Annotated in this window: 13 protein-coding genes and 1 pseudogene; 2 read left to right on the forward strand and 12 right to left on the reverse strand. The window is 36.8% G+C overall.

What is annotated here, in order from left to right; all coding sequences use genetic code 11:
* Positions 1-79: 79 nt before the first annotated feature.
* Together IGJ24_RS10455 and spxA are read right to left on the reverse strand one after the other, a co-directional pair.
* Positions 80-742, reverse strand: coding sequence for an adaptor protein MecA (locus IGJ24_RS10455; RefSeq protein ID WP_002356478.1), 663 nt, complete (start codon positions 740-742; stop codon positions 80-82).
* Between the two features lie 342 nt (positions 743-1,084).
* Complete coding sequence (gene spxA, locus IGJ24_RS10460; protein WP_002356477.1) at positions 1,085-1,483, reverse strand: transcriptional regulator SpxA; 399 nt, start codon at positions 1,481-1,483, stop codon at positions 1,085-1,087.
* A gap of 359 nt (positions 1,484-1,842) precedes the next feature.
* Here spxA and trpS point away from each other — a divergent pair, with 359 nt between their 5' ends.
* Positions 1,843-2,853 (forward strand): tryptophan--tRNA ligase, encoded by a 1,011-nt coding sequence (gene trpS, locus IGJ24_RS10465; protein ID WP_002359559.1) that lies wholly within the window; start codon positions 1,843-1,845, stop codon positions 2,851-2,853.
* A 43-nt stretch (positions 2,854-2,896) separates the two neighbouring features.
* Here the strand turns inward: trpS and IGJ24_RS10470 are convergent, their stop codons facing one another.
* Entirely contained in the window at positions 2,897-4,612 is a 1,716-nt protein-coding gene (locus tag IGJ24_RS10470; protein ID WP_289865620.1) for an ABC transporter ATP-binding protein, read from the reverse strand.
* Positions 4,613-4,939: 327 nt separating this feature from the next.
* On the opposite strand from IGJ24_RS10470, the gene IGJ24_RS10475 reads away from it, so the two are divergent.
* A complete protein-coding gene (locus IGJ24_RS10475; RefSeq protein ID WP_002356474.1) occupies positions 4,940-5,653 on the forward strand; it encodes an HAD family hydrolase in 714 nt (237 codons plus the stop codon).
* Between the two features lie 36 nt (positions 5,654-5,689).
* On the opposite strand, the pseudogene elrE reads toward IGJ24_RS10475, so the two are convergent.
* The 9 genes and pseudogenes from elrE to IGJ24_RS10520 form a co-directional block, all read right to left on the reverse strand.
* Positions 5,690-6,640 (reverse strand): annotated as a pseudogene (elrE, locus tag IGJ24_RS10480) (transmembrane protein ElrE); the annotation flags it as partial.
* Positions 6,627-7,361, reverse strand: coding sequence for a WxL domain-containing protein ElrC (gene elrC, locus IGJ24_RS10485; protein WP_289865619.1), 735 nt, complete (start codon positions 7,359-7,361; stop codon positions 6,627-6,629). The gene elrC and the pseudogene elrE, both read right to left, overlap by 14 nt.
* Before the next feature lies 1 nt (position 7,362).
* Positions 7,363-7,731 (reverse strand): LPXTG anchor domain-containing protein ElrB, encoded by a 369-nt coding sequence (elrB, locus tag IGJ24_RS10490; protein WP_002356469.1) that lies wholly within the window; start codon positions 7,729-7,731, stop codon positions 7,363-7,365.
* 3 nt (positions 7,732-7,734) lie between these two features.
* Positions 7,735-9,906: an enterococcal leucine-rich protein ElrA gene (gene elrA / locus IGJ24_RS10495; protein ID WP_252654344.1), complete on the reverse strand. Its 2,172-nt coding sequence runs from the start codon at positions 9,904-9,906 to the stop codon at positions 7,735-7,737.
* A 189-nt stretch (positions 9,907-10,095) separates the two neighbouring features.
* On the reverse strand, positions 10,096-11,001 hold the full coding sequence (elrR, locus tag IGJ24_RS10500) for an Rgg family transcriptional regulator ElrR (RefSeq protein ID WP_289865647.1): 906 nt from the start codon (positions 10,999-11,001) through the stop codon (positions 10,096-10,098).
* A 67-nt stretch (positions 11,002-11,068) separates the two neighbouring features.
* Positions 11,069-14,266: a DEAD/DEAH box helicase gene (locus IGJ24_RS10505; protein WP_002415310.1), complete on the reverse strand. Its 3,198-nt coding sequence runs from the start codon at positions 14,264-14,266 to the stop codon at positions 11,069-11,071.
* Positions 14,267-14,285: 19 nt separating this feature from the next.
* Positions 14,286-17,423, reverse strand: a complete 3,138-nt coding sequence (locus tag IGJ24_RS10510; protein ID WP_173968762.1) for an SbcC/MukB-like Walker B domain-containing protein — start codon at positions 17,421-17,423, stop codon at positions 14,286-14,288.
* 4 nt (positions 17,424-17,427) lie between these two features.
* Positions 17,428-18,696, reverse strand: a complete 1,269-nt coding sequence (locus tag IGJ24_RS10515) for an exonuclease SbcCD subunit D (protein ID WP_438775403.1) — start codon at positions 18,694-18,696, stop codon at positions 17,428-17,430.
* 51 nt (positions 18,697-18,747) lie between these two features.
* Positions 18,748-19,374, reverse strand: a complete 627-nt coding sequence (locus tag IGJ24_RS10520) for a lysophospholipid acyltransferase family protein (RefSeq protein ID WP_002356461.1) — start codon at positions 19,372-19,374, stop codon at positions 18,748-18,750.
* Positions 19,375-19,552 lie beyond the last annotated feature (178 nt).

Below are 19,552 nucleotides of genomic sequence, written 5' to 3' on the forward strand. Positions count from 1 at the left end.
CTCTCATAAATAAACTACGCAAAGTTTCTTAATTTTCATCAAAAAAAAAGCAAAAACTCGAAAGTTTTTGCTTTTTTGCTTAATCATTAAAGTAATAACGTGTTAATTCCAACGCACTGCGTTCCATAATACAAGTGCCATATTCGACTAAAGTATCCTGAGTGACAGTTGTTTTATGAGCAAATTCTAAAATCTGTGCAATTTCATTGTCAACATTTGTTTTTTCTAATTCATCGGTTAAGAACAAAACTTGTAAGTAATAACGATCGTTGTACGTGTATAAGTTAGTCAAAACAGATTGCATGAAGACTTCTTTGGATAATTGGATCATCGCTTCAAAATTATCTAATTCAAAGATTACATTTCTGTTTGTTTCATCTGTGGCTTCCATCTCATCAAGTTCATCGGCGGCTGCTTTGTCTGCTTCAATTTGTTTGCGAATTAATTCGCTAACATCTGCATTGACTTCGCTCAGACCTTCTAAGGAAGACAAGTCGTCCATAGCGACATTTTTACTAATAAACAGTTCTAAACCATCATTTTTAGGTAAGACTTGGAAAGTGACTGCTTCACTGCCTTGGAATTCATCTTCGACATCAACTTCTTCTAAAATACTATAAAAGAAATTTTCAACATCTTTGTGGTTTCCTAGTAAGTCAAGAAAAGTAATCCCTCTATCCGCCAGGTCTTCGTTGCCAATTAACACACGAATCGTATTTTCATTAATATGTTCCATTTCCATAGCGCTACACCTCTCTTTGCTTCAATCAGGAAACTTCTTACGTTCATTGTAGCGAAAACTACACAAAAGTAAAGTGGAAAGTCTGTAAATCCTCGAAAACTAGCGAACGTTTTATAAACTTTGAACTTTTTTAACGATTGGTTTTTCGCTCCTTCTACCTCTTCATCTTAACGCAGTCTCTCCAAAAAAGATACTATTTTTCCTTGACCACGTTCTGCCAAATCAAATGAATACAAGTTCTAAATATGTATTAAAAAGCCAGAGATAAAAATCCCTGGCCCTAAATTCATATGAGTCGTTCTTTATTACAATTAACAAATAAAGAACAAAATTTTATATTTTTTATAAACCTGCCATTAATTGTGCTTGGCGCAATTCCAGTTGTCGAACATCTCTTGGTAAGAATCGACGAATTTCATCTTCGTTAAAACCGACTTGTAATCTTTTCTCATCAATCATAATTGGCCGACGCAACAATCCAGGGTTTTCTTGAACCAACTCTAATAAATCTTGAAGTGGAAGCTCGTCCAAATCCATATTTAATTTTTGGAAAACTTTAGAGCGAGTAGAGATAATCTCTTCTGTTCCATCTTCTGTCATGATTAAAATTGCTTTTAATTCCTCAATATTTAAAGGTTCAGAAAAAATATTTCTTTCTTTAAAAGGAATTTCGTGCTCTTGCAACCAGGCTCTAGCCTTACGACATGACGTGCAACTTGGGGAAGTATAAAGTGTCAACATTGTGCATCACTCCTTTTCGCGAATCATCGCGTTTCTGAAACAGGGAACTGTACTGTTCCTCTATTTAAAACCAGTATACCTAATTTCTAATAAAAATACTAGGGGTTTTTAAACATTTTTTATTAACTTTGTTTATTTTTCCTTCATTACATCCGTGTAAAATTAGGGTTAATTTTTATAAAATTTTATGGATATTCGTTATGATTCTGTAAAAAAGTAATACAGTTTTCTATTTTTATAGTTGCTGTTATAATTTACTTCTCTTGGTGATTTTTCAAGAAGTTCCCATGTATTTTTTTCTAATAAAATGTATAATAGAACTATTCACTATCTTAAGTCTAAAGTCAGGTGGTTATTTAATGAAAACAATTTTTTCTGGTATTCAGCCCAGTGGTACTCCGACAATCGGAAATTACATTGGTGCAATGAAACAATTTATCGAATTACAAAATGAATACAATTGTTATTTTTGTATTGTGGATGAACATGCCATTACCGTTCCCCAAGAACCGCAAAAGCTACGCCAACAAATTCGTAGCTTAGCAGCTCTTTACCTAGCGGTTGGTTTAGACCCACAAAAAGCAACAATTTTCATACAGTCTGAAGTGAGTGCGCATGCAGAAGCTGGTTGGATCATTCAGTGCAATACTTCTATTGGTGAGTTAGAGCGAATGACACAATTTAAAGATAAATCGCAAAAAAATGGTCGTGCTGGCGTAAGCGCTGGTCTTTTAACATACCCTCCATTAATGGTTGGTGATATCGTGTTGTACAACGCTGACTTAGTGCCAGTCGGAGATGATCAAAAACAACACTTAGAATTAACACGTGATTTTGTGGAACGCTTCAACAAACGTTACGCTCAAAAAAATCAAGAAATTTTAACGATGCCTGAAGTAAAAATCGCTGAGCAAGGTAGTCGAATTATGAGCTTACAAGAACCAACGAAAAAGATGAGTAAGTCTGATACAAATGTGAAGGGCTTTATTTCAATGCTTGATGAGCCAGCAGTGATTCGCAAAAAAATCCGCTCTGCTGTAACTGATTCAACTGGTGTAATTGAATATAATAAAGAAGAAAAGCCTGGCATTACTAACTTACTAAATATTTATTCTGCTGCGACAGGTCAAACTGTTGAGGAACTTGTTCAAGCATACGAAGGCAAAGGCTATGGAGACTTCAAAGCAGATTTAGCAGAAGCAGTAGTTGCCTTATTAGAACCTATTCAAGTGCGCTACCAAGAACTTTTAGCTTCAGAAGAATTAGATATGATTTTAGATGAGGGTGCAGAAAACGCTCGCCAGGTAGCCAACAAAACACTTCAACGAATGAAAAATGCTGTTGGTTTGGGAAGAAAAGTTCGGCGCTAACTAAATATAATAAAAACCCGCGAAGTTTTATTCGCGGGTTTTTTTATGTTCTAAATTGAGCATCGTACAGCCGACGATAGTGGCCTCTTTGCGCGTACAAAGTTTCATGTGTTCCATCTTCTAAAATTCCTTGGTCACTCACTACGATTATTCGATCAGCATGTTTAATCGTTGCCAGTCTGTGGGCAATAATTAATGTTGTTCGCCCGTCAGCTAACGAGTTTAATGACTCTTGAATCACTTGCTCTGTTTCTGTATCTAATGCAGAAGTCGCTTCATCTAGAATTAAAATCGGCGGGTTCTTCAAGAACATTCGCGCAATTGCCACTCGCTGCTTTTGACCGCCCGATAATTTCACGCCACGTTCGCCAATAATTGTGTCCAAGCCATCTGGCATTAGCTGAATTACATGTTCTAAATGTGCTAATTTCACCGCTTGTTGAATGTCTATTTCTGTAGCATTTAAATTCCCATAAGCAATATTTTCTCGTAATGTTCCAGGGAATAAAAACACATCTTGTTGAACAATTCCAATCTGCTTACGTATTGAAGCCAAGGTCATTTGCTGGATATTTCTACCGTCAATCGTAATTTCACCACTACTGACTTCATAAAAACGAGGCAACAGATTGCACAAGGTCGTTTTTCCTGAACCACTTTGGCCAACGAAAGCAACGGTTTCACCAGGTTGAATTTTTAAATTGATATGGTCTAAAACTTTTGTGCCATTTTCATAAGCAAATGAAACGTCTTTATAGGCAATCGTTCCTTCTAAATGCGAAACAGCAACAGCTCCTGGCAAATCTTTGATGGACGGTTGTTTGTCCATTTCTTCCGTAAAACGTTTAAAACCAGCAAATCCTTTGGGATAACTTTCAATCATATTGTTGACTTTTTCAATCGGCCGAATAAAAATATTGGCTAATAAAATAAATCCTACAAACTGACCTTCTGTAATTTCTCCTTTAATTGTATAATACGCACCAAAAATTAATGAAAATAAATTTATCAGACGAATTAATAAGTAATTATAGGCGGAACTGACACCCATCACCTTATAAAAATATAATTTCGATTTTCGATACATTTGATTTAAATAATTAAACTGTTTTCGTTCAAATGGTTCATTTGCAAAAGATTGCGTGACACGTATCCCACTTACTGACGCTTCAATCCCAGCATTAAATTCACCTAAATTATCGTAAATATCCGTATTCGCTTTTGTCATTTTTTTATTAAAATAGCCTAGCGCAATCGTGATAAATGGCAATAAAATAAACGTAGCGATGGCTAATTTCACGTGAATGGTTAACATTAATAAAAAAGAACCTGCTAACGTCATAATCGTAATAAAGACGTCTTCTGGACCATGATGCGCCACTTCCGAAATTTCAAAAAGATCAGTGGTCAAACGGCTCATTAATTTCCCTGTTTTTTGATTATCATAATACTCAAACGGTTGTGTTTGCAGATGCTGATATAATTCTTCACGCATATCTGTTTCAATATTCACGCCTAACATATGACCAAAATAAACCACAATAAATTGTAAAAACGTATTGATTATATAAAATGCAAATAAGCCCGCACTAGCTAATGCAATGAGGCGAAAATCTCCTTTTGGCATAATCTTATCAATTACTTGATTGACTGCTACTGGAAAAGCCAACTCTAACAGCCCCGCAAAAACGGCACACCCAAAATCCAAAATAAATAATCGACGATAAGGTCGATAATACCCAAAAAAACGCTTTAACATAACTCCCTAACTCTCCCCCTTCATTCTCACTCATTATACGGAAAAAGACTGTCTCTTGCAAAATTCTAACTTCTATCAGAACACGTGTTATTTAAGTAACTTTGACTCAAAATCATTTTCACAAACTTTTCATTATCAGAATATTTTTTCATTTATCGTTTCCATTTTTTCGGTAAAAATAACTATAATTGTCTTTTCCCGCAAGGCTTTGATTTCTGCGAAAAACCTTGAAATACAGTGAAAAATACTCTATTTATTTGTGAAAATATCAGCTACAATATAACATATGAAAAGTTTTGTAAAAAAGTTAAGAGGTGCACTTGTTAAATGAGAACCATTGTTTTTGATGTTGATGACACGCTGTACGATCAGCAACAACCCTTTCGAAATGCGATGACTAAAATTTTCCCAAACGTTGCGACAGAGGATATGCATGAATTGTATCTTCGTTTTAGACACCACAGCGATGAAACGTTTCCGAAAGTTTTAGCCAATGAATGGTCCCTAGATTTCATGCGGTTTTTCCGGATGAATGAAACATTAAAGGATCTAAACTATCCAGGAATTTCACAAGAAGAAGGAAAAATTTTCCAACAAGTTTATGAAGAAGAATTGGATAATATTACGATGCATCCAGAAGTTACTAAGCTTCTTGATACTTTACAAGAGAAAGAAATTCCGATGGGGATTATTACAAATGGTCCAACAGACCATCAATTTAAAAAAGTTAAACAATTGAATCTTGAAAAATGGGTTCCAAGCCAAAATATCATTATTTCTCAAAGTACGGGTTTCCAAAAACCTGAAAAGGAAATTTTTGATTTAGCCTGTAATCAATTTTGTATGGAACCTGAACATACTTTATATGTTGGTGATAGTTATGACAATGATATTGTAGGCGCACGTAATGGTGGCTGGCATTCTCTTTGGTTTAACCACCGCTCTCGAGAACTACCAAGTTGCCAACCTGCATCACACCTTGCAGAAGTCACTTGTTTCACCGAACTTTGTCCGACTGTGGAGAAATTATTTAATCTTTAAAAAAAGCCGTTCTTCAATTTGAAGAGCGGCTTTTTTTTATTTATTTTTTTGTTTTTTCAGACGTAAAATGATGAACAGACAGATTATCAATAAAAGGATCAATAAACCGATTAAGAGATAAATAAGTTTAGATTCCGTTTTTTTGACGGTTACATCTTTCTCATTAAATGTTTTTGCTTCCTCTTTTGAGATCGTAAATTCTTTCGTAAATTGCCATTTTTTTCCTGAGCCTTCCACAGTCATTGCCAATACATACGTCCCAGCTTCCATTTCATTTTCTTCATAAGGAATAGGGAAATTAAAAATTGAATTGGGCGCCATTTGCATATCTTCTTGTTCTTTCTCTAAAATAACGTTATTTGTTTTCTTATTTTTAACATTTGCCGTTACTTTCATTGATTGAAGATAGGCTGCTTCATGGTTTAGCAGTGTTGCAGAAATAACACTGCGCGCATTTCTTTGCGTCGGTTCAACTTTCTCCAAAGACAATTCAGGTTGCACAACTGTTTCATTTTCTCGAAGTAAAACAGCTACTGTATAGGCATAGCGATTTTCAATTGCTAAGCCGTTTGTATTTTCTTTTTGCTTGTCTTTCGTTTCATCGACTTTTTCACTAAACGTGATCCCGCCCGCTAGTTGCCCTGAAAACTCTTCTTTCGGCATCTTCACTCGCAATTCAACTACTTTTTCACTTTTAGCAGGCAATTCAACACTCTCACCGCCGTCTTTCAGTTGAATGATTTCTGATAAATCTGCTGGTGCAGATTTATCTAAAGCTGTCAACGACTCACCATATTCAATCACTCCGTTGCTGTTTGTTGTGGCCGACTTCACACTAACATCAATCACTAAATTTTCATCTGTACTATTGGCCGCTCGAACTTTCAAAATTTGTTCTTGGTCTGGTTTCATCATTAAATCAAAATATGTTTTTGTTTTATCTATTTGGTTTTCTGGAATTTCTGTTTCAACACTAAATCGTATCTTTTGGTGTTGCTCCTGGTACAGTTAATGTGATCGCTGTATTTTTATCTACGCTTTCACCGTCAACTTCCACTTTTTCAATCCCACCGAACGCACTAAGCCAAGTTCCAGAACCTTGACCTTCAGCGGCAGACATCACATTTGATGAATCGCCAGCTACTAAAGTTACTTCATGCGCAGTTGGTGTGACTGCTTTGGAATTAGACACTGCTTTGTTTTGACTTAATTTAATTTCTGAACCGTCTAAAACTTTATTTAATGTTTCTTTTGTCGCTGTTAATTGTGTTTCTTGTTTAACTGTTAAGGCCCAACCGGCATTCGTTCCGCGTTTGTCGGAAATTTGTACATAATTTGGTTTAGGATTAGTCAAATCAGGACCAGAACCGTCTGCCAAGAAAAAGTATTGTGGATTTGCATAATATTTTTCATCTTTATTTGAAATTTTATTTTTGCCAAAGTCTAAACTAGAAGCATAATCGATACTTAGTGGACCAGTTGTTCCTTCATTTGGCTTATTGCCTGTGTCTGGTGTCGTTGGATCAAAGGGTTCAACAGGTTTTTCGGTATCTGGATTCACTGGATCGACAGGTTTGTTGATAGAGGCATCCGGTGTAAATTCTACGATGGCATTTGATTCATAGTTTTTTTCTTCTGCATTCACTTCTGGTGCAATAGCCACGCCTAAAGTGATAGCGGGGATTGTTGATAAGATAATTTTTTTCATTTTATTGTTCCTTCTTTCTTTTTTTTAAAATAAAACTAGCCATAAAGATGACTATTATTCCGAGATAATTAAACATTTGTTGCTGTTTAGTACCAGTTCGAGGTAAGAAGCCTGAGCCTTTTTGATCAACCGTTTTACTTGTTGAATGCTTCAATGATTCTCCACTCACTGCTGGTATTGCTTCCGACTGCTTGGGGAAACGCTGTGGTATCTTACCATCTGGTTTTTCTTTGTTGGCTGGTGGCTCATACTCGCCATAAAAAGAAACTTCTGCATTTGTCGGATAGGCATTTGTTTCAGCAAATACATCAACTGATGAAATCAATCCTAATAGCAATACGCCGCTAACTATTTTTTTGATAAGACTCACCCCCTATTTTGCACTGCCATCAGGTACGTCCATCAAGTGCCAAGTTAGTTTTGCTTCGTATTCTTCTGCTTTGGCCGTCCCTCCAGGAACAGATAATAACAACTCTTGGTCATTTTCTTTCCATTGATCAGAAATATTTGTTTCTTGGTGTCCATTGACTTGGTTGTGAACAAGAATCGATTGGCCTTCTGGAATGTCCTGTAAGCGATGGTTGGTTCTAAATTTTAAAACATTTGGCAATGTAGCACCTGATTCAGATTTGAAATCAGAAGTAACGGTTAGTGCAAGCGACCAATTATTCCCCGTTTGACGAGTATCTCGTATCACTAATGGTTGATCCATGGAAACAATTGGATATTGGGTCGTACTACTAGCGATTTGCAGCTCATTCCCAAAGGAAATCGCTGTTGGTACCGTTTTGAACCTGACAGAGCCAACCACAGTGACTGTTAGCGCTAATTCATCAATCTTGTAGCCTTTATCATAGACTTCCACGACCAACTGCTGTTTTCCATAAGTTAGTTCTGGTAATAACAAGGCTTTTTCCTTAAATGTTTTAGAATTAGTGGTTGTTTCATCTGCTAATTTCTGGATTTCTTGGCCCTCTTTTTTGACAATAAATTGTAATCTATTCCCAGCATCGACATCTTGCCAATAAAAAGGCAGGGCTGTTTTTTGAAAGTCATCAATATCGATTGTTTTTTCCAACGACTTTTCTATACGCTCTTTTGACCAAGATAGTTTCGTTTCACTTAAGAAAACTTCTTTGACAGGTTGGACGACCGTTCCAGAAAAATTCCCCAAGTATGCTTTATCTGTTGATTCCCAGATATAAGAAACGCCTTCATGAGCTTTGGGTAAATTCCATTCAAACAGTCCTTTTGTAGCATCGTAACTTCCATAAGGGCTAATCGTCAGCGGTGGAAATAGTTGACCATCACGAGATACCACCTTATTTTTTAATTGCAGGGGTTTCCCAGCAATATAATCGACAGAAGATAAGATAATCATTTGATTAGATACATCTAACCCTGTAATGGCCGTTAAGCCTTTTAACGGACTGATATCTGAAATTTGATTTTCTCCCACATCTAAAACTGTTAGATTGAGTGTTTTCTCTAACGGCGCCAAGGAAGAAATTTGATTGTTTCTTGCATACAGTACACGCAGATTAGGAACAGTGCTTAAAGCTTCCAGACTAGTAATCGTTTGATTCATAATACTCAACTCTTCTAGACGTTGTTTATTCGCCAAGGGCGCAATTGTTTTTAATTGATTATTTTCCACATAAAGACGGAGTAGGTTATTTGCTTCCGTAAGCCCATCTAAAGTAGCAATCTGATTATTGGCAGCCCAAATGGTTTCTAAATTACGAAGAGAACGAAGCGGGTCGAAGGAAGTCACTCGATTATTCGGCGTGATTTTTGACGGATGATCTGTCGTATTTTGGATACTTAAATTTTTTAAAGCAGGCATTCCTTCAAGTCCATTTAATGTCGTTAATTGATTGTTCTCAACATACAAGCCTTCTAAACTAATTAATCCTGCTTGACCTAACGGACTAAGATCAGCTATTTTATTGTTTCTCATATATAAAAAACGTAATAGCTTAAATTCACCTTTAGCAAAAGGACTCAAATCTGTTACATTGAGTGAATCTTGAAAAGATAATTCTTCTAAGTTTCTTAGGTATTGAACTCCTTCCACATTAGAAACAACGACATTTTCTAAAATAACTTTATTCAGTTTATCCAATTCTGCTTGGGTGACAGTATTAGAGGTCCGAGATTTGCTTAACTGTTTTCTGATATTTTCCGCAAAGGCTGGATCAGGAAATAGTGTACTGATAGGCGTCGCTTTATCTAAGACAGCACCTGCGTATAATTGGGGCATCATCAGTTGTGCTTCCGTTATCGCTAGTGCTTCATTTGGCGGCTCTTCACTTGTTTCAACAGTCGTTAACTCTTCTGATTGGGGAATCTCCGAACTACTGGTTGCTGAATTTTGCTCTTCTGCTGATGAAGTTTCTGGAATCTTTTCTTCTGAAACAGATGAAACATTTTCTTCACTGGAGGATGCGATTGTTTCGGTCGTTTCGGCGAAAGTTGTTACAGGAAGTAGCAAACTATTACCCAAAAGTAAGGCACTAACTGCGGAGATGCACATTTTTTTCATAAACTTCACCTCCTGATATTTTCTTAATTATAGTGAATATCAACTGAAAATGGGTTCAATTACGACAAACTGTCCAAATTAATTTGTATAGACAAGACAAAGAGCGCCAAATAGGGTTTTCTACCCCTATTTGGCGCTCTTTGTCGCTAAACACAACCAGAATTTATTATGACAAATTCTCAATTATGCCTAATTTTCTTTTATTTCTTTTAAACTATCCTCTATTTTTTCCAATTGCCCAGCAAAAAATTCTTGTTTGGCTTTTGGTAAAAACAATGTGATAGATAAAAGGATTTGTTCTTTAAAGATTGCCCAATCTGCAAATATTTCTTCATTGGTTAAAATCATTTCTATTTTTTCTGCTATTTTTTTCCAGAGGATCATTCGCCAGTTATTTTCACCCACTTCATATTCTTTAAACATGCTTAATACATGAAGAATATGGGGAACATTTTGGCTGACAATCGCCGCAAATAAAAAATCAATAATTACTTGCTCGATAATTTCTAGCGAGCGAATATCAATAATTTCCCGCTCATTGACAGATTGTAGTACACGAAAAAGTAACGAAGTTGGAAACGGCTGCAAGCCAACGTTTTTTTGTAATGCTAAAAATTTCAAATTAAAAATAGTATACACATCGGCATTAATTAATCGTTCCAGAATCTGATTTTCTAATGCAATAATCTCTTCTTTTGTCACAACTGTTTGAGGGTTAAAAAGATATTCCAACGCCAACATCGAATACATTACCTCTTGCTTTCCTAAAGCAAAAGACGATTTCTCATAATACGCCCGATAATCTGCAACGATTCGACTACTTTCTTGAAAATTTTTACTAAAGATTGCTTGATTAAACTGCTCCTTAGCTAAAACTGTTTTGGACATTGGCGTTAATTTTTCTGTCATTTCCATCGGCGAAATAGACAAGATTTCGACAATAATGGCTAAATCCGAAATACGCAATTCACTATTTCCTTGGACAAAGCGTTGATAACTTCGACTAGAAACACCATTTTCATCAAAGACACGCAGAGGAATATTTTTCCCTTTACGAATCCGTTCAATTTCTTCACCTAGCGGCCGATATTCCATATATTCTTTTTGTTTCAAACGAATTACTCCATTTCTCTTTAAATAAGATAGCAACTAAGTTGAACGGTTATTCCCCAATGCTTAAAATTGTGCGAATATCTTCTTCCGTCATTTTCGCTAATTGCTCTTCATTTCCTTGAATCACTTTTTGGAACAGCTCGCGTTTTTCTTGCTGTAAGGAATTCATTTTTTCTTCAACCGTTCCTTCTGCAATCATCCGCCACACTTCAACAACCTTTTTTTGTCCCATGCGGTGCGCCCGACCAGCCGCTTGTTCTTCGACTGCGGGATTCCACCATAAATCGTATAAAATAACTGTATCTGCACCAGTTAAATTTAGTCCGGTTCCCCCTGCTTTCAATGAAATTAAGAAGACATCTTTTTCTCCTTCATTGAAGGCATTCGCCATCGTTAACCGATCTTGAGGCTTCGTACTTCCTCGTAAATAAAACGTCTCTAAGCCTAATTCATTCAATTCTTTTTCTAAGATAGAAAGCATGCTTGTGAACTGAGAAAATAATAGGACACGACGATTGTTTTCTTTCGCAGCCACTAAAAAGTCTTTGACTTGTTCCACTTTGCCAGAACCTCCCGTGTAATCCTCAATAAACAAACGCGGATCGCAACAGATTTGTCGTAAACGGGTCAAGCCTGCTAAAATACTCATGCGATTTTTCTTGAAGGTCGCCTGATCCATTTGACTAACATCTGCTTGCATTTGTTTTAGATAGGCCAAATAAACCGTTTTTTGTTCTTCTGTTAAGACACTGTACATATTATTTTCAATTTTTTCTGGTAAGTCTGCGAGCACCGTTTTCTTGTCTCGTCGTAAAATGAATGGTTGAATCATTTTGGCAATTTCTTCTGGCTTAATTTCTCGAAAGGCTTTTTTGCCTGGGAACAATCCCGGTAAGATCATTTGGAAAATTGACCACAGTTCATCTAAATTATTTTCAATTGGTGTGCCACTTAATGCAAAACGTTGGGGTACTTTTAAACTTTTTAAGGCTTGCGCCGTTTTGGTCCCACTATTTTTAACCATTTGGGCCTCATCTAGAATCAAATAGCCGACACGCATTTCCTGATAAAGCTGAACATCTTGTCGCATACTTGCATAAGAAGTAATCAGAATATCTTCGGTGCTATTTTGTAAAAGCGCTGCTCGTTCTTGGCGGTTGCCAGAAACCACTTGAACATTTAAGGTTGGCGCAAAACGTTTGACTTCGGCTAACCAGTTATAGGTTAAACTTGCAGGTGCGACAATCAAAGCTGTCCCTTTCAAGCGCTCTTCTTCTTTTTCCGAAAGTAAATAGGTAATGGTTTGCAGTGTCTTCCCTAAACCCATTTCATCAGCTAAAATACCGCCAAATTGATAATGGCTAAGCATTTTCAGCCATTTATACCCTGTTTCTTGGTAATGGCGTAACGTTGCTTGTAAAGATTTTGGGACTTGCGCTTCAAAGTTTTCCGGATGTGTTAAATCCGTAACCATTTTTTTAAAGGAATCTGAAAAATGTGCCCGCTCGTTGTCTTCTAATAAACTTTCGATCATGAGGCCTTGGTTTTTGGGCACATGAATGACATTATCTTCTTGATGCATATTTTTTCGCAGCTTCGTTAAAATTGCACTTGTATGGAAAAATTCCTCTGAGTCAAAAGCAAGAATTTCACCACTTTTTAACGTATAAAAAGCATCATTACGTAGCAGACTAGTCAATACTGCATCGATTTCGGTTTCATCAATGCCAGTGACATCAAACCGAATATCTAACCAAGAATCCCCTTCCGCAACTTCAATCGTTGGTTGATGATGCTGGGCATCTAAATACAATTCCCGTAATTTCCGTCCCATCCGAACTTCTCCTAATTGACGGAAAGCTGGAACCTCGGCTTTAAAGAAATAATACAAGGACTCTCCAGCAGGTAAGACTTTTTCAAAGCCTGTGGTTGTTTGCTGATAGGCAAACTGTTGAAATTGCTGCTTAATTGCTGTTTCTTTTGCTTTATCTCGAACGATTTCTTGATTAACTTCAGGTAATTGAGCATATTTCGGGTTTGTCGAGAAAATGACTTCTCCATAGTGATAGTCAATCCGAGCGTTAATCCGACCTTTAATTTTCTTAAAAATAAAGACTGCTTTTAAAGGATGATGGACGACTAATTCTTCAACTGATTCTTCAATAGACACTCGACCAATTTTTTCCAATAATGGTAACACTTCACTAAATAAATCAGAAACTGTTTCTTTTTCATAAATAATTGACGGCTCTTCCAAGCGTTTCATTAATTGAAGTAACGTGGTGTAGATGGCTTCCTGCTCTTCTGTTAGTAAATAAACCGTTTGATCCGAAATCGCCCAGTGATAGTGGGCTAGAAACGTTGTAATAGGATTCTGAATAGTTAATTTGAAGCTTTGTTCCTCGTTTTTTTGCACTGTAAACGTAAGTGGCAAACTGGTTTCTTTAAACGTTAGATAGCGATACTTATGAGTTTGATTGGTCAATATAAACTGACCCGTTCGATTCATTTTTTCAACTAACGATTGACTGCGATCAATTGGTAATAATAGATAACGTTTGTCGATTTTCCCTTTAACTTGAATACCGTTTGCACCTAATAATTGGCTGGTATGATAAATTGCCGCAAGTTCTGTTAAAATTTCTTGAATCTCCATTGAAAAAGAATCATGTAGCAAAGTAAATTGGTGTTGTTTATTCACCATAAAAGTCATTTCTTTTTCATATGCTTGTAAAAAATCACCAATATTTTTCACAATATATGTTTTAGGTTTGGTGCCTTCCAAACCAATTTTTAAAGAAAGACCAATCGTTGATAATTCTGGATAGTAATTATTCGTTTCGATCACATCTAAATGAAATTCTAAACGTAAAGGCTGCAAGGGAACTTCGGCAGAAGCTTTGCTTAATTTGGCAAAGCCTTTGGTAAACATTTCAGCTGTTGATCGATTTGTTTTCTCAAAACTGACTGTTTGATTCGCTTGAATAATTCTTGACACGCCTCGTTGTTTCAGTGCCAGTTCAACTGCCACTGTATGCTTGCAATAGCCATGTTCCATCCAATATTGACATTCACAAACATCTTGTTCTTTGGCGGTACCATCCAATTCAACAAGATAAAGTTCTTCCCCTAAAACCTCAGACAACCAGATCCTTTTTTCTGGATTTTGAACGATAGATAAGACCCGGCCTTCTTGCATATATTCGCGTCCTTGTTCAACGATTCGCTCTGGAATACTCCATTTCATCGACTCACCTCCTCTTCTACTAAGCTAGCTGATAGTGAACGGTACTTTGACCATTCCCATTGCTTTTTATTTGTAATTGTTGTGGAATTCGTGCTTTTAATTCGCCAATATGACTAATAATCCCAATCATGCGGCCTTCATTTTCAATCGTTTCTAACGCCTCCATTGCCATTTCCAATGCTTCTTCATCTAAGGAACCAAAGCCTTCATCAATAAACAACGCATCAATTAAGACTCCGCCTGCTTGTTCTTGAATCACTTCTGCTAAAGAAAGTGCCAAAGCTAACGCTGCTATAAAACTTTCCCCGCCTGATAACGTGTGAGCGCTGCGTACCGTCCCTGAATTGTCATCATAAATATTGATTTCTAGCCCCGTTTGATTCCGATAACTGCCTGCTTCGTGATTCAATTCAAATTGATAACGACTATTGGTCAGGCGGTCTAAACGCTGATTAGCGACTGTCAGCACTCTTTCTAAATACGTTTGTAACATATACCGTTCAAAACTAATTTTTTTAGGATTATTGCCATTCACCGTATCTGCCAACTGCTGTAGTGCAGCAACTTCCTCAAACTTGTCTTCAATTGTTGTTCTTTGCGCATTAATTTCTTGAACCAACTGTTGGTTATTTTGCATTTTTTCATGCAGTTGATAGTATTTTTTTTCTTGTTCTTCAATTTGTTGTGTTATTTGTTCAATTTCTGTGGTGATTAAAGATAATTCTGGGAACGTATCACTAGATAATTTTTTCTCAATTTCAGCGAGTTGGATAGTCAGTTGGGTTTGCTCTTGTTCAAATAAAGCAATTTGTTCTTGCTGACTTTCTAGTGTCGGTACCTCTTTCAACCACTCCGTCAATTGGTCCTCTGTCACTCCTTGTTCCGTTAAAACTGCGTTTAACTGACTCTCAAGTTGTGCGACTGTTTGTTGAAGTGTTTGTTGTTCTTTCTCCAAATGCGTCAACGTACTTTCAAGGATCATTTCTTCTTTCTTCAAGGTTTCTCCTTGTGTCGTCACGTTTTCTTTTTGACGTTCAAATGCAGAGAGTTCTTCTTGAAGCAAAGTTTGTTGTTTGGTCATTTCTTCGTATGTGACGGTTGCATCCAATAATTGGCTAGCAATCATTTGCTGCTGGATAGTGATTCTTTCCAGACTTTGTTGCATTGTTTCTACTTGTTGTCGGAGCACTTCAAAGCGTTGGGAATTTTCAGCTACTTGTTCTTCTAGTTCCGCTAGATGGTCCTTTTCGACTGAAATTTCCGTTAGTTTTTGTGCTATTTGTTGTTTTTCTTTAGCTAATTGCGACTCAACTTCCGCAATTTCTGCAGGTGTTACTTGTGAAAAAGTTAGTCCTGTTAACGGCAACTGCAAGTCAGCAAACTGCGCTGCTAATTGTTCTTGTTCCTCAGTATACGCAGCTTCCTGTTCTTGTAATTGGCTTTCTTTCTGTTGCTTTTCCGCCCCTAATGCAGAGAGCGTTTCAGTAAATCGTTGAACCGTTTTTTCAACTTCCGTTAATTCCCGTTCCGCTTGATCAATCTCTTCTAAGGAAACTTCTTGATGAGTTTGTTGTTTTGGATGTTCTAAAGAGCCACAAACTGGGCAAGGTTCCCCCTCTTCAAGTAACAAGCTTAATCGTTGGATTTGTAAAGAGGCCCATTGACTTTTCTTTGTCTGCAACTTCGCTTCTTCGGCGCTTTTTTGTTGCTGTTCAACAGCAAACCGTTGTGTCAACTCGTGCAATTCCCCTTGGTTTTGACTAATTTTTTGCCAAGCTTTTTGATTTTTTTGCCAACGTTCTACAAAATTTTGCCAATGATCTGCTACACTAGAACATTCAAAATTTGCTTTTTCAAGTGTTCCTTCTTGTTCAATAAATTGTTTGGCTGTCGCCACTTTATCCGCTAATGTTATTTTTTCCTGTTGGCAAGATTCATACTCTTTTTGAATGGCTTGATAATTGGCTTGTTCTGCTATTTGTTGTTGGGCTAACTGTTCATATTCTTGGTATTGTGGTAATTGACGTTGAATCGTTTGAAGACGTTCTTGTTTTTCAGCAATCAATGGTTGTTGTTCTTCCAACTCACTCATGATTGCTTGCCAATCTGTCAATGCTTGTTGCGTTTCCATAAGAGCTTGTTGTTTGGACTTTGTTTCTTGCTCTTTTTGTTGTTTTTCGCTTCGTTTTTCAAAGACTTTTTCAGCTAAAGATTGCTGTTTTTGGCTCCATTTTAATTGCTGAATCTGTTCCTTTAGCCGCTCAATGACGGTTTCCTGTTCAGCTTGTTTTGCTTTCTTTTCCAGTAATTCTTCTTTTTGCTGTTGCAAGTTTTGCCGTTCTTCAATGGCATAACGAACTTGCTCTTTTGCTTGTTTGGCTTGTTTTAAGGTTGCAATTTGTTCTCTTTCAACTAATAGTTGTTGCTGAGCCTCTTGTTGTTGGCTTTCTAATAATTGAAGTTTTTCAAAAAGTGTCATTGTCGGTTCAGGTTCTTCTGACCAATGCAACTGTTCTGTTTTCAGTTCAATTTTTTGCTGGGTTTCTTGAATCTCTTGATTGGCAATTTTTAAGCGTTCTTTTAAATTTTCGCTGAACAACTGATACAATTCTGTTCCGAATAAATTACGCAAAACCTTTTCTTTTTCATCACTTTTAGCAATTAAAAAAGTCCGAAACTCTCCTTGTGGTAACAATACAATTTGAGCAAATTGATTGGCATTCAAATGCAATAATTCTTGAATGAGTTCGTCCACTTCGCGTCTTTTAGAATAGGCTCGTAGTTCTTTCCCTTGAGCATCTTTGACAATTAAAGAAATTTTGGCACTTTGTTTACGGACTCCTGTGCCACGTTTTTTAAAAAGTTCTTGTTCGGGAAGGCGGTTCAGTTCATAGAGATACTCGTTATGTTTAAAAAGCAAAGTAACTTCAGTGGCTTCTGAGGGGTCAGCAAATGTGGAACGCATTTCTTTGCCTAAACGTAATTTCCCAGAACTTTCACCAAACAAAGCATAGCTCATTCCATCAAAAATCGTTGTTTTCCCAGACCCTGTTTTTCCACTAATTAGAAAAAGTGAAGAATCTTCAAACTTCGTAAAATCAATGGTTTCATTAATATACGGTCCGAAGTTTTTCAATGTTAAAGATAATGGTTTCATCCTATTACTTCCCTCTTTCTAATTGATTAAGTGTACTCAGTTCTTCTTGGACCCATTGTGCTTGTTGTTCTGTCAAGGCCTCTCCTGTCACATCGTTAAAAAAGTCATGCAGATGTTCTTCTGGTGAACGTTGTTCTATTTGTACCACTTTTTTCTGATTTCCGCTGCTTGTTTCTCGACCATTCAAACGTTCCAACCCAATAATTTTGGGGTAAATTTTTCGCAATTGATTCATCATGTTGGGAATGATCGCTCGGTCGGTTAATTGGACATGTAAATAATTTTCCCGATTCACTTCTTGATAAAAAGCGGGATCCGTTAACTGCTGAAACGAGCCCGTCAATTGTTGAATGTCTCGCAATGGTTTCAAAGCACGGAATTGAAAATGAACTTCAGTTTCTGTTTCAACAAGCCACACACCCTTTTCTTGTGTCATTTCTGATAAAGAAAATTTTACAGGCGAGCCACTGTATCGAGCATTAGGTGCCTGCAACGCATTTTTTCCATGTAAGTGGCCCAACGCGACGTAATCAAAAGGCTCTAACAAAGCCGTCGGTACAACATCCAAACCACCCACTGTTAATTTTGTTTCAGAATCAGTTTTTTCACTGCCAGCGACAAAAAAATGACTAACTAACACCTGTTTTTTGTTGGGAAGAAAAGATTCCTGCATTTTCGCGACAACTTTTTCCATCGCCGCCTGAATCGTTCGAATCGTTTCATCTTCAAAATATAAGCGAGCCGCAATCGGTTCAAAATAAGGCAACAAATAAAATTGGGTATTGTCGATTTCAATTGGTTGAAAGGCTTGTTCTAAACGCGTATTCAAATGAAATTGCGTTTGGTTAAACCAAGGGCCTCCTGTTTCTAAACGAGTGCTGCTATCATGGTTTCCCGAAATAGCTAACACGGGGAAATGCTCTTTGAGATTCATTTGAATCATCATTTCATTAAAAATCTCGACTGCTTCAACTGCTGGAACAGAGCGATCATACAAATCTCCAGCGATTACAACAGCATCCACTTGCTCTTCTTTCGCAATTGCTAAGATTTGTTTAAAGGCTTCCCTTTGTTCTGTCAACAAATCAAAACCATGTAATTTTTTGCCAATATGCCAATCTGCTGTATGTAAAAATTTCATTTTTTCACCGCCTAAAAAAGTCCTTCTTATTATTATAACAAATTTCTGGTATTTTTTAAGAAAATCGGACAGAAGAATTAGATTTTTAACAAACTTTTTTCTTAACGCAAGAAAAAAGACAGGGAGCATCATCTTTTGATGAGACTACCTGCCAGTAACATTCCTATTCTATAGCGGTTTGTTTTATTCTTTTTCTGTTGATTCATATTTAAAAGTTGGATCAATTTCTTTATCTAACTGATCAAATGCTTCTTGCATCCGACGTTCCACTTCAGCTAAACCATCTTTATCCATTTTTTTAATATCGCTAATATCGATTGGCTCCCCAAAACGAACCGTTACTTTTTTACGTTTAAACAACTCTTTTAAAGTTAACGGACCTTGATAAACAGATGGCACGATAGGTACTCGCCCCATTTTAGCAATCAAGGCTACCCCACCTTTTAATTCTGAGGAATGACGCGTGCCACTGGGGAACATAATCAAACTTAAATCAGAATTTTTTAAAATTTTGACAGGTGTTTTAATCGCGCTGGGACCGGGCTTCTCACGATCCACCGGAAACGCATTCGCATGTTTTAAAATGAAACGTAAAACAGGATTTTTAAACAACTCTTTTTTTGCCATAAAGCTAAACTTCTTAGGACTGCCAGCAACAGCTAAATACAGCGGTTCCCACCATGTTCGATGCGGCGCAACTAAGACATAGTTTTGGTCTTTTGGTAATTTTTCTTTATTTTCATAATGTGCATTTCCATTAATCACAAATAAAATGACGCGAACCACGCCACGCATAAATGTAAAAAACATAATTTTCTTCCTTTCTTCTCTCCGCTTTCTAGTATGCCGAAAGCTCTACCTTTTGACAAGCTTTTTTTACGTCTATCAATTAGAGAAATAACATGTTCCTACTAATCTAGTGAACAGATTTTGTCATACGGGTTTAAAAGTAGTATAATACATGAACAATCAGATGAAAAGTTGGAGG

The organism is Enterococcus sp. DIV0546, from assembly GCF_051712785.1.
Taxonomy (GTDB): Bacteria; Bacillota; Bacilli; order Lactobacillales; family Enterococcaceae; genus Enterococcus; species Enterococcus faecalis.

Bases quoted from the DNA above. Each gene is read 5' to 3' on its own strand.
- IGJ24_RS10455 (WP_002356478.1), bottom strand. From the start codon at position 742: ATGGAAATGGAACATATTAATGAAAATACGATTCGTGTGTTAATTGGC.
- spxA (WP_002356477.1), bottom strand. From the start codon at position 1,483: ATGTTGACACTTTATACTTCCCCAAGTTGCACGTCATGTCGTAAGGCT.
- trpS (WP_002359559.1), top strand. From the start codon at position 1,843: ATGAAAACAATTTTTTCTGGTATTCAGCCCAGTGGTACTCCGACAATC.
- IGJ24_RS10470 (WP_289865620.1), bottom strand. From the start codon at position 4,612: ATGTTAAAGCGTTTTTTTGGGTATTATCGACCTTATCGTCGATTATTT.
- IGJ24_RS10475 (WP_002356474.1), top strand. From the start codon at position 4,940: ATGAGAACCATTGTTTTTGATGTTGATGACACGCTGTACGATCAGCAA.
- elrC (WP_289865619.1), bottom strand. From the start codon at position 7,361: ATGAAAAAAATTATCTTATCAACAATCCCCGCTATCACTTTAGGCGTG.
- elrA (WP_252654344.1), bottom strand. From the start codon at position 9,906: ATGAAAAAAATGTGCATCTCCGCAGTTAGTGCCTTACTTTTGGGTAAT.
- elrR (WP_289865647.1), bottom strand. From the start codon at position 11,001: ATGGAATATCGGCCGCTAGGTGAAGAAATTGAACGGATTCGTAAAGGG.
- IGJ24_RS10505 (WP_002415310.1), bottom strand. From the start codon at position 14,266: ATGAAATGGAGTATTCCAGAGCGAATCGTTGAACAAGGACGCGAATAT.
- IGJ24_RS10510 (WP_173968762.1), bottom strand. From the start codon at position 17,423: ATGAAACCATTATCTTTAACATTGAAAAACTTCGGACCGTATATTAAT.
- IGJ24_RS10515 (WP_438775403.1), bottom strand. From the start codon at position 18,696: ATGATGCTCCCTGTCTTTTTTCTTGCGTTAAGAAAAAAGTTTGTTAAA.
- IGJ24_RS10520 (WP_002356461.1), bottom strand. From the start codon at position 19,374: ATGTTTTTTACATTTATGCGTGGCGTGGTTCGCGTCATTTTATTTGTG.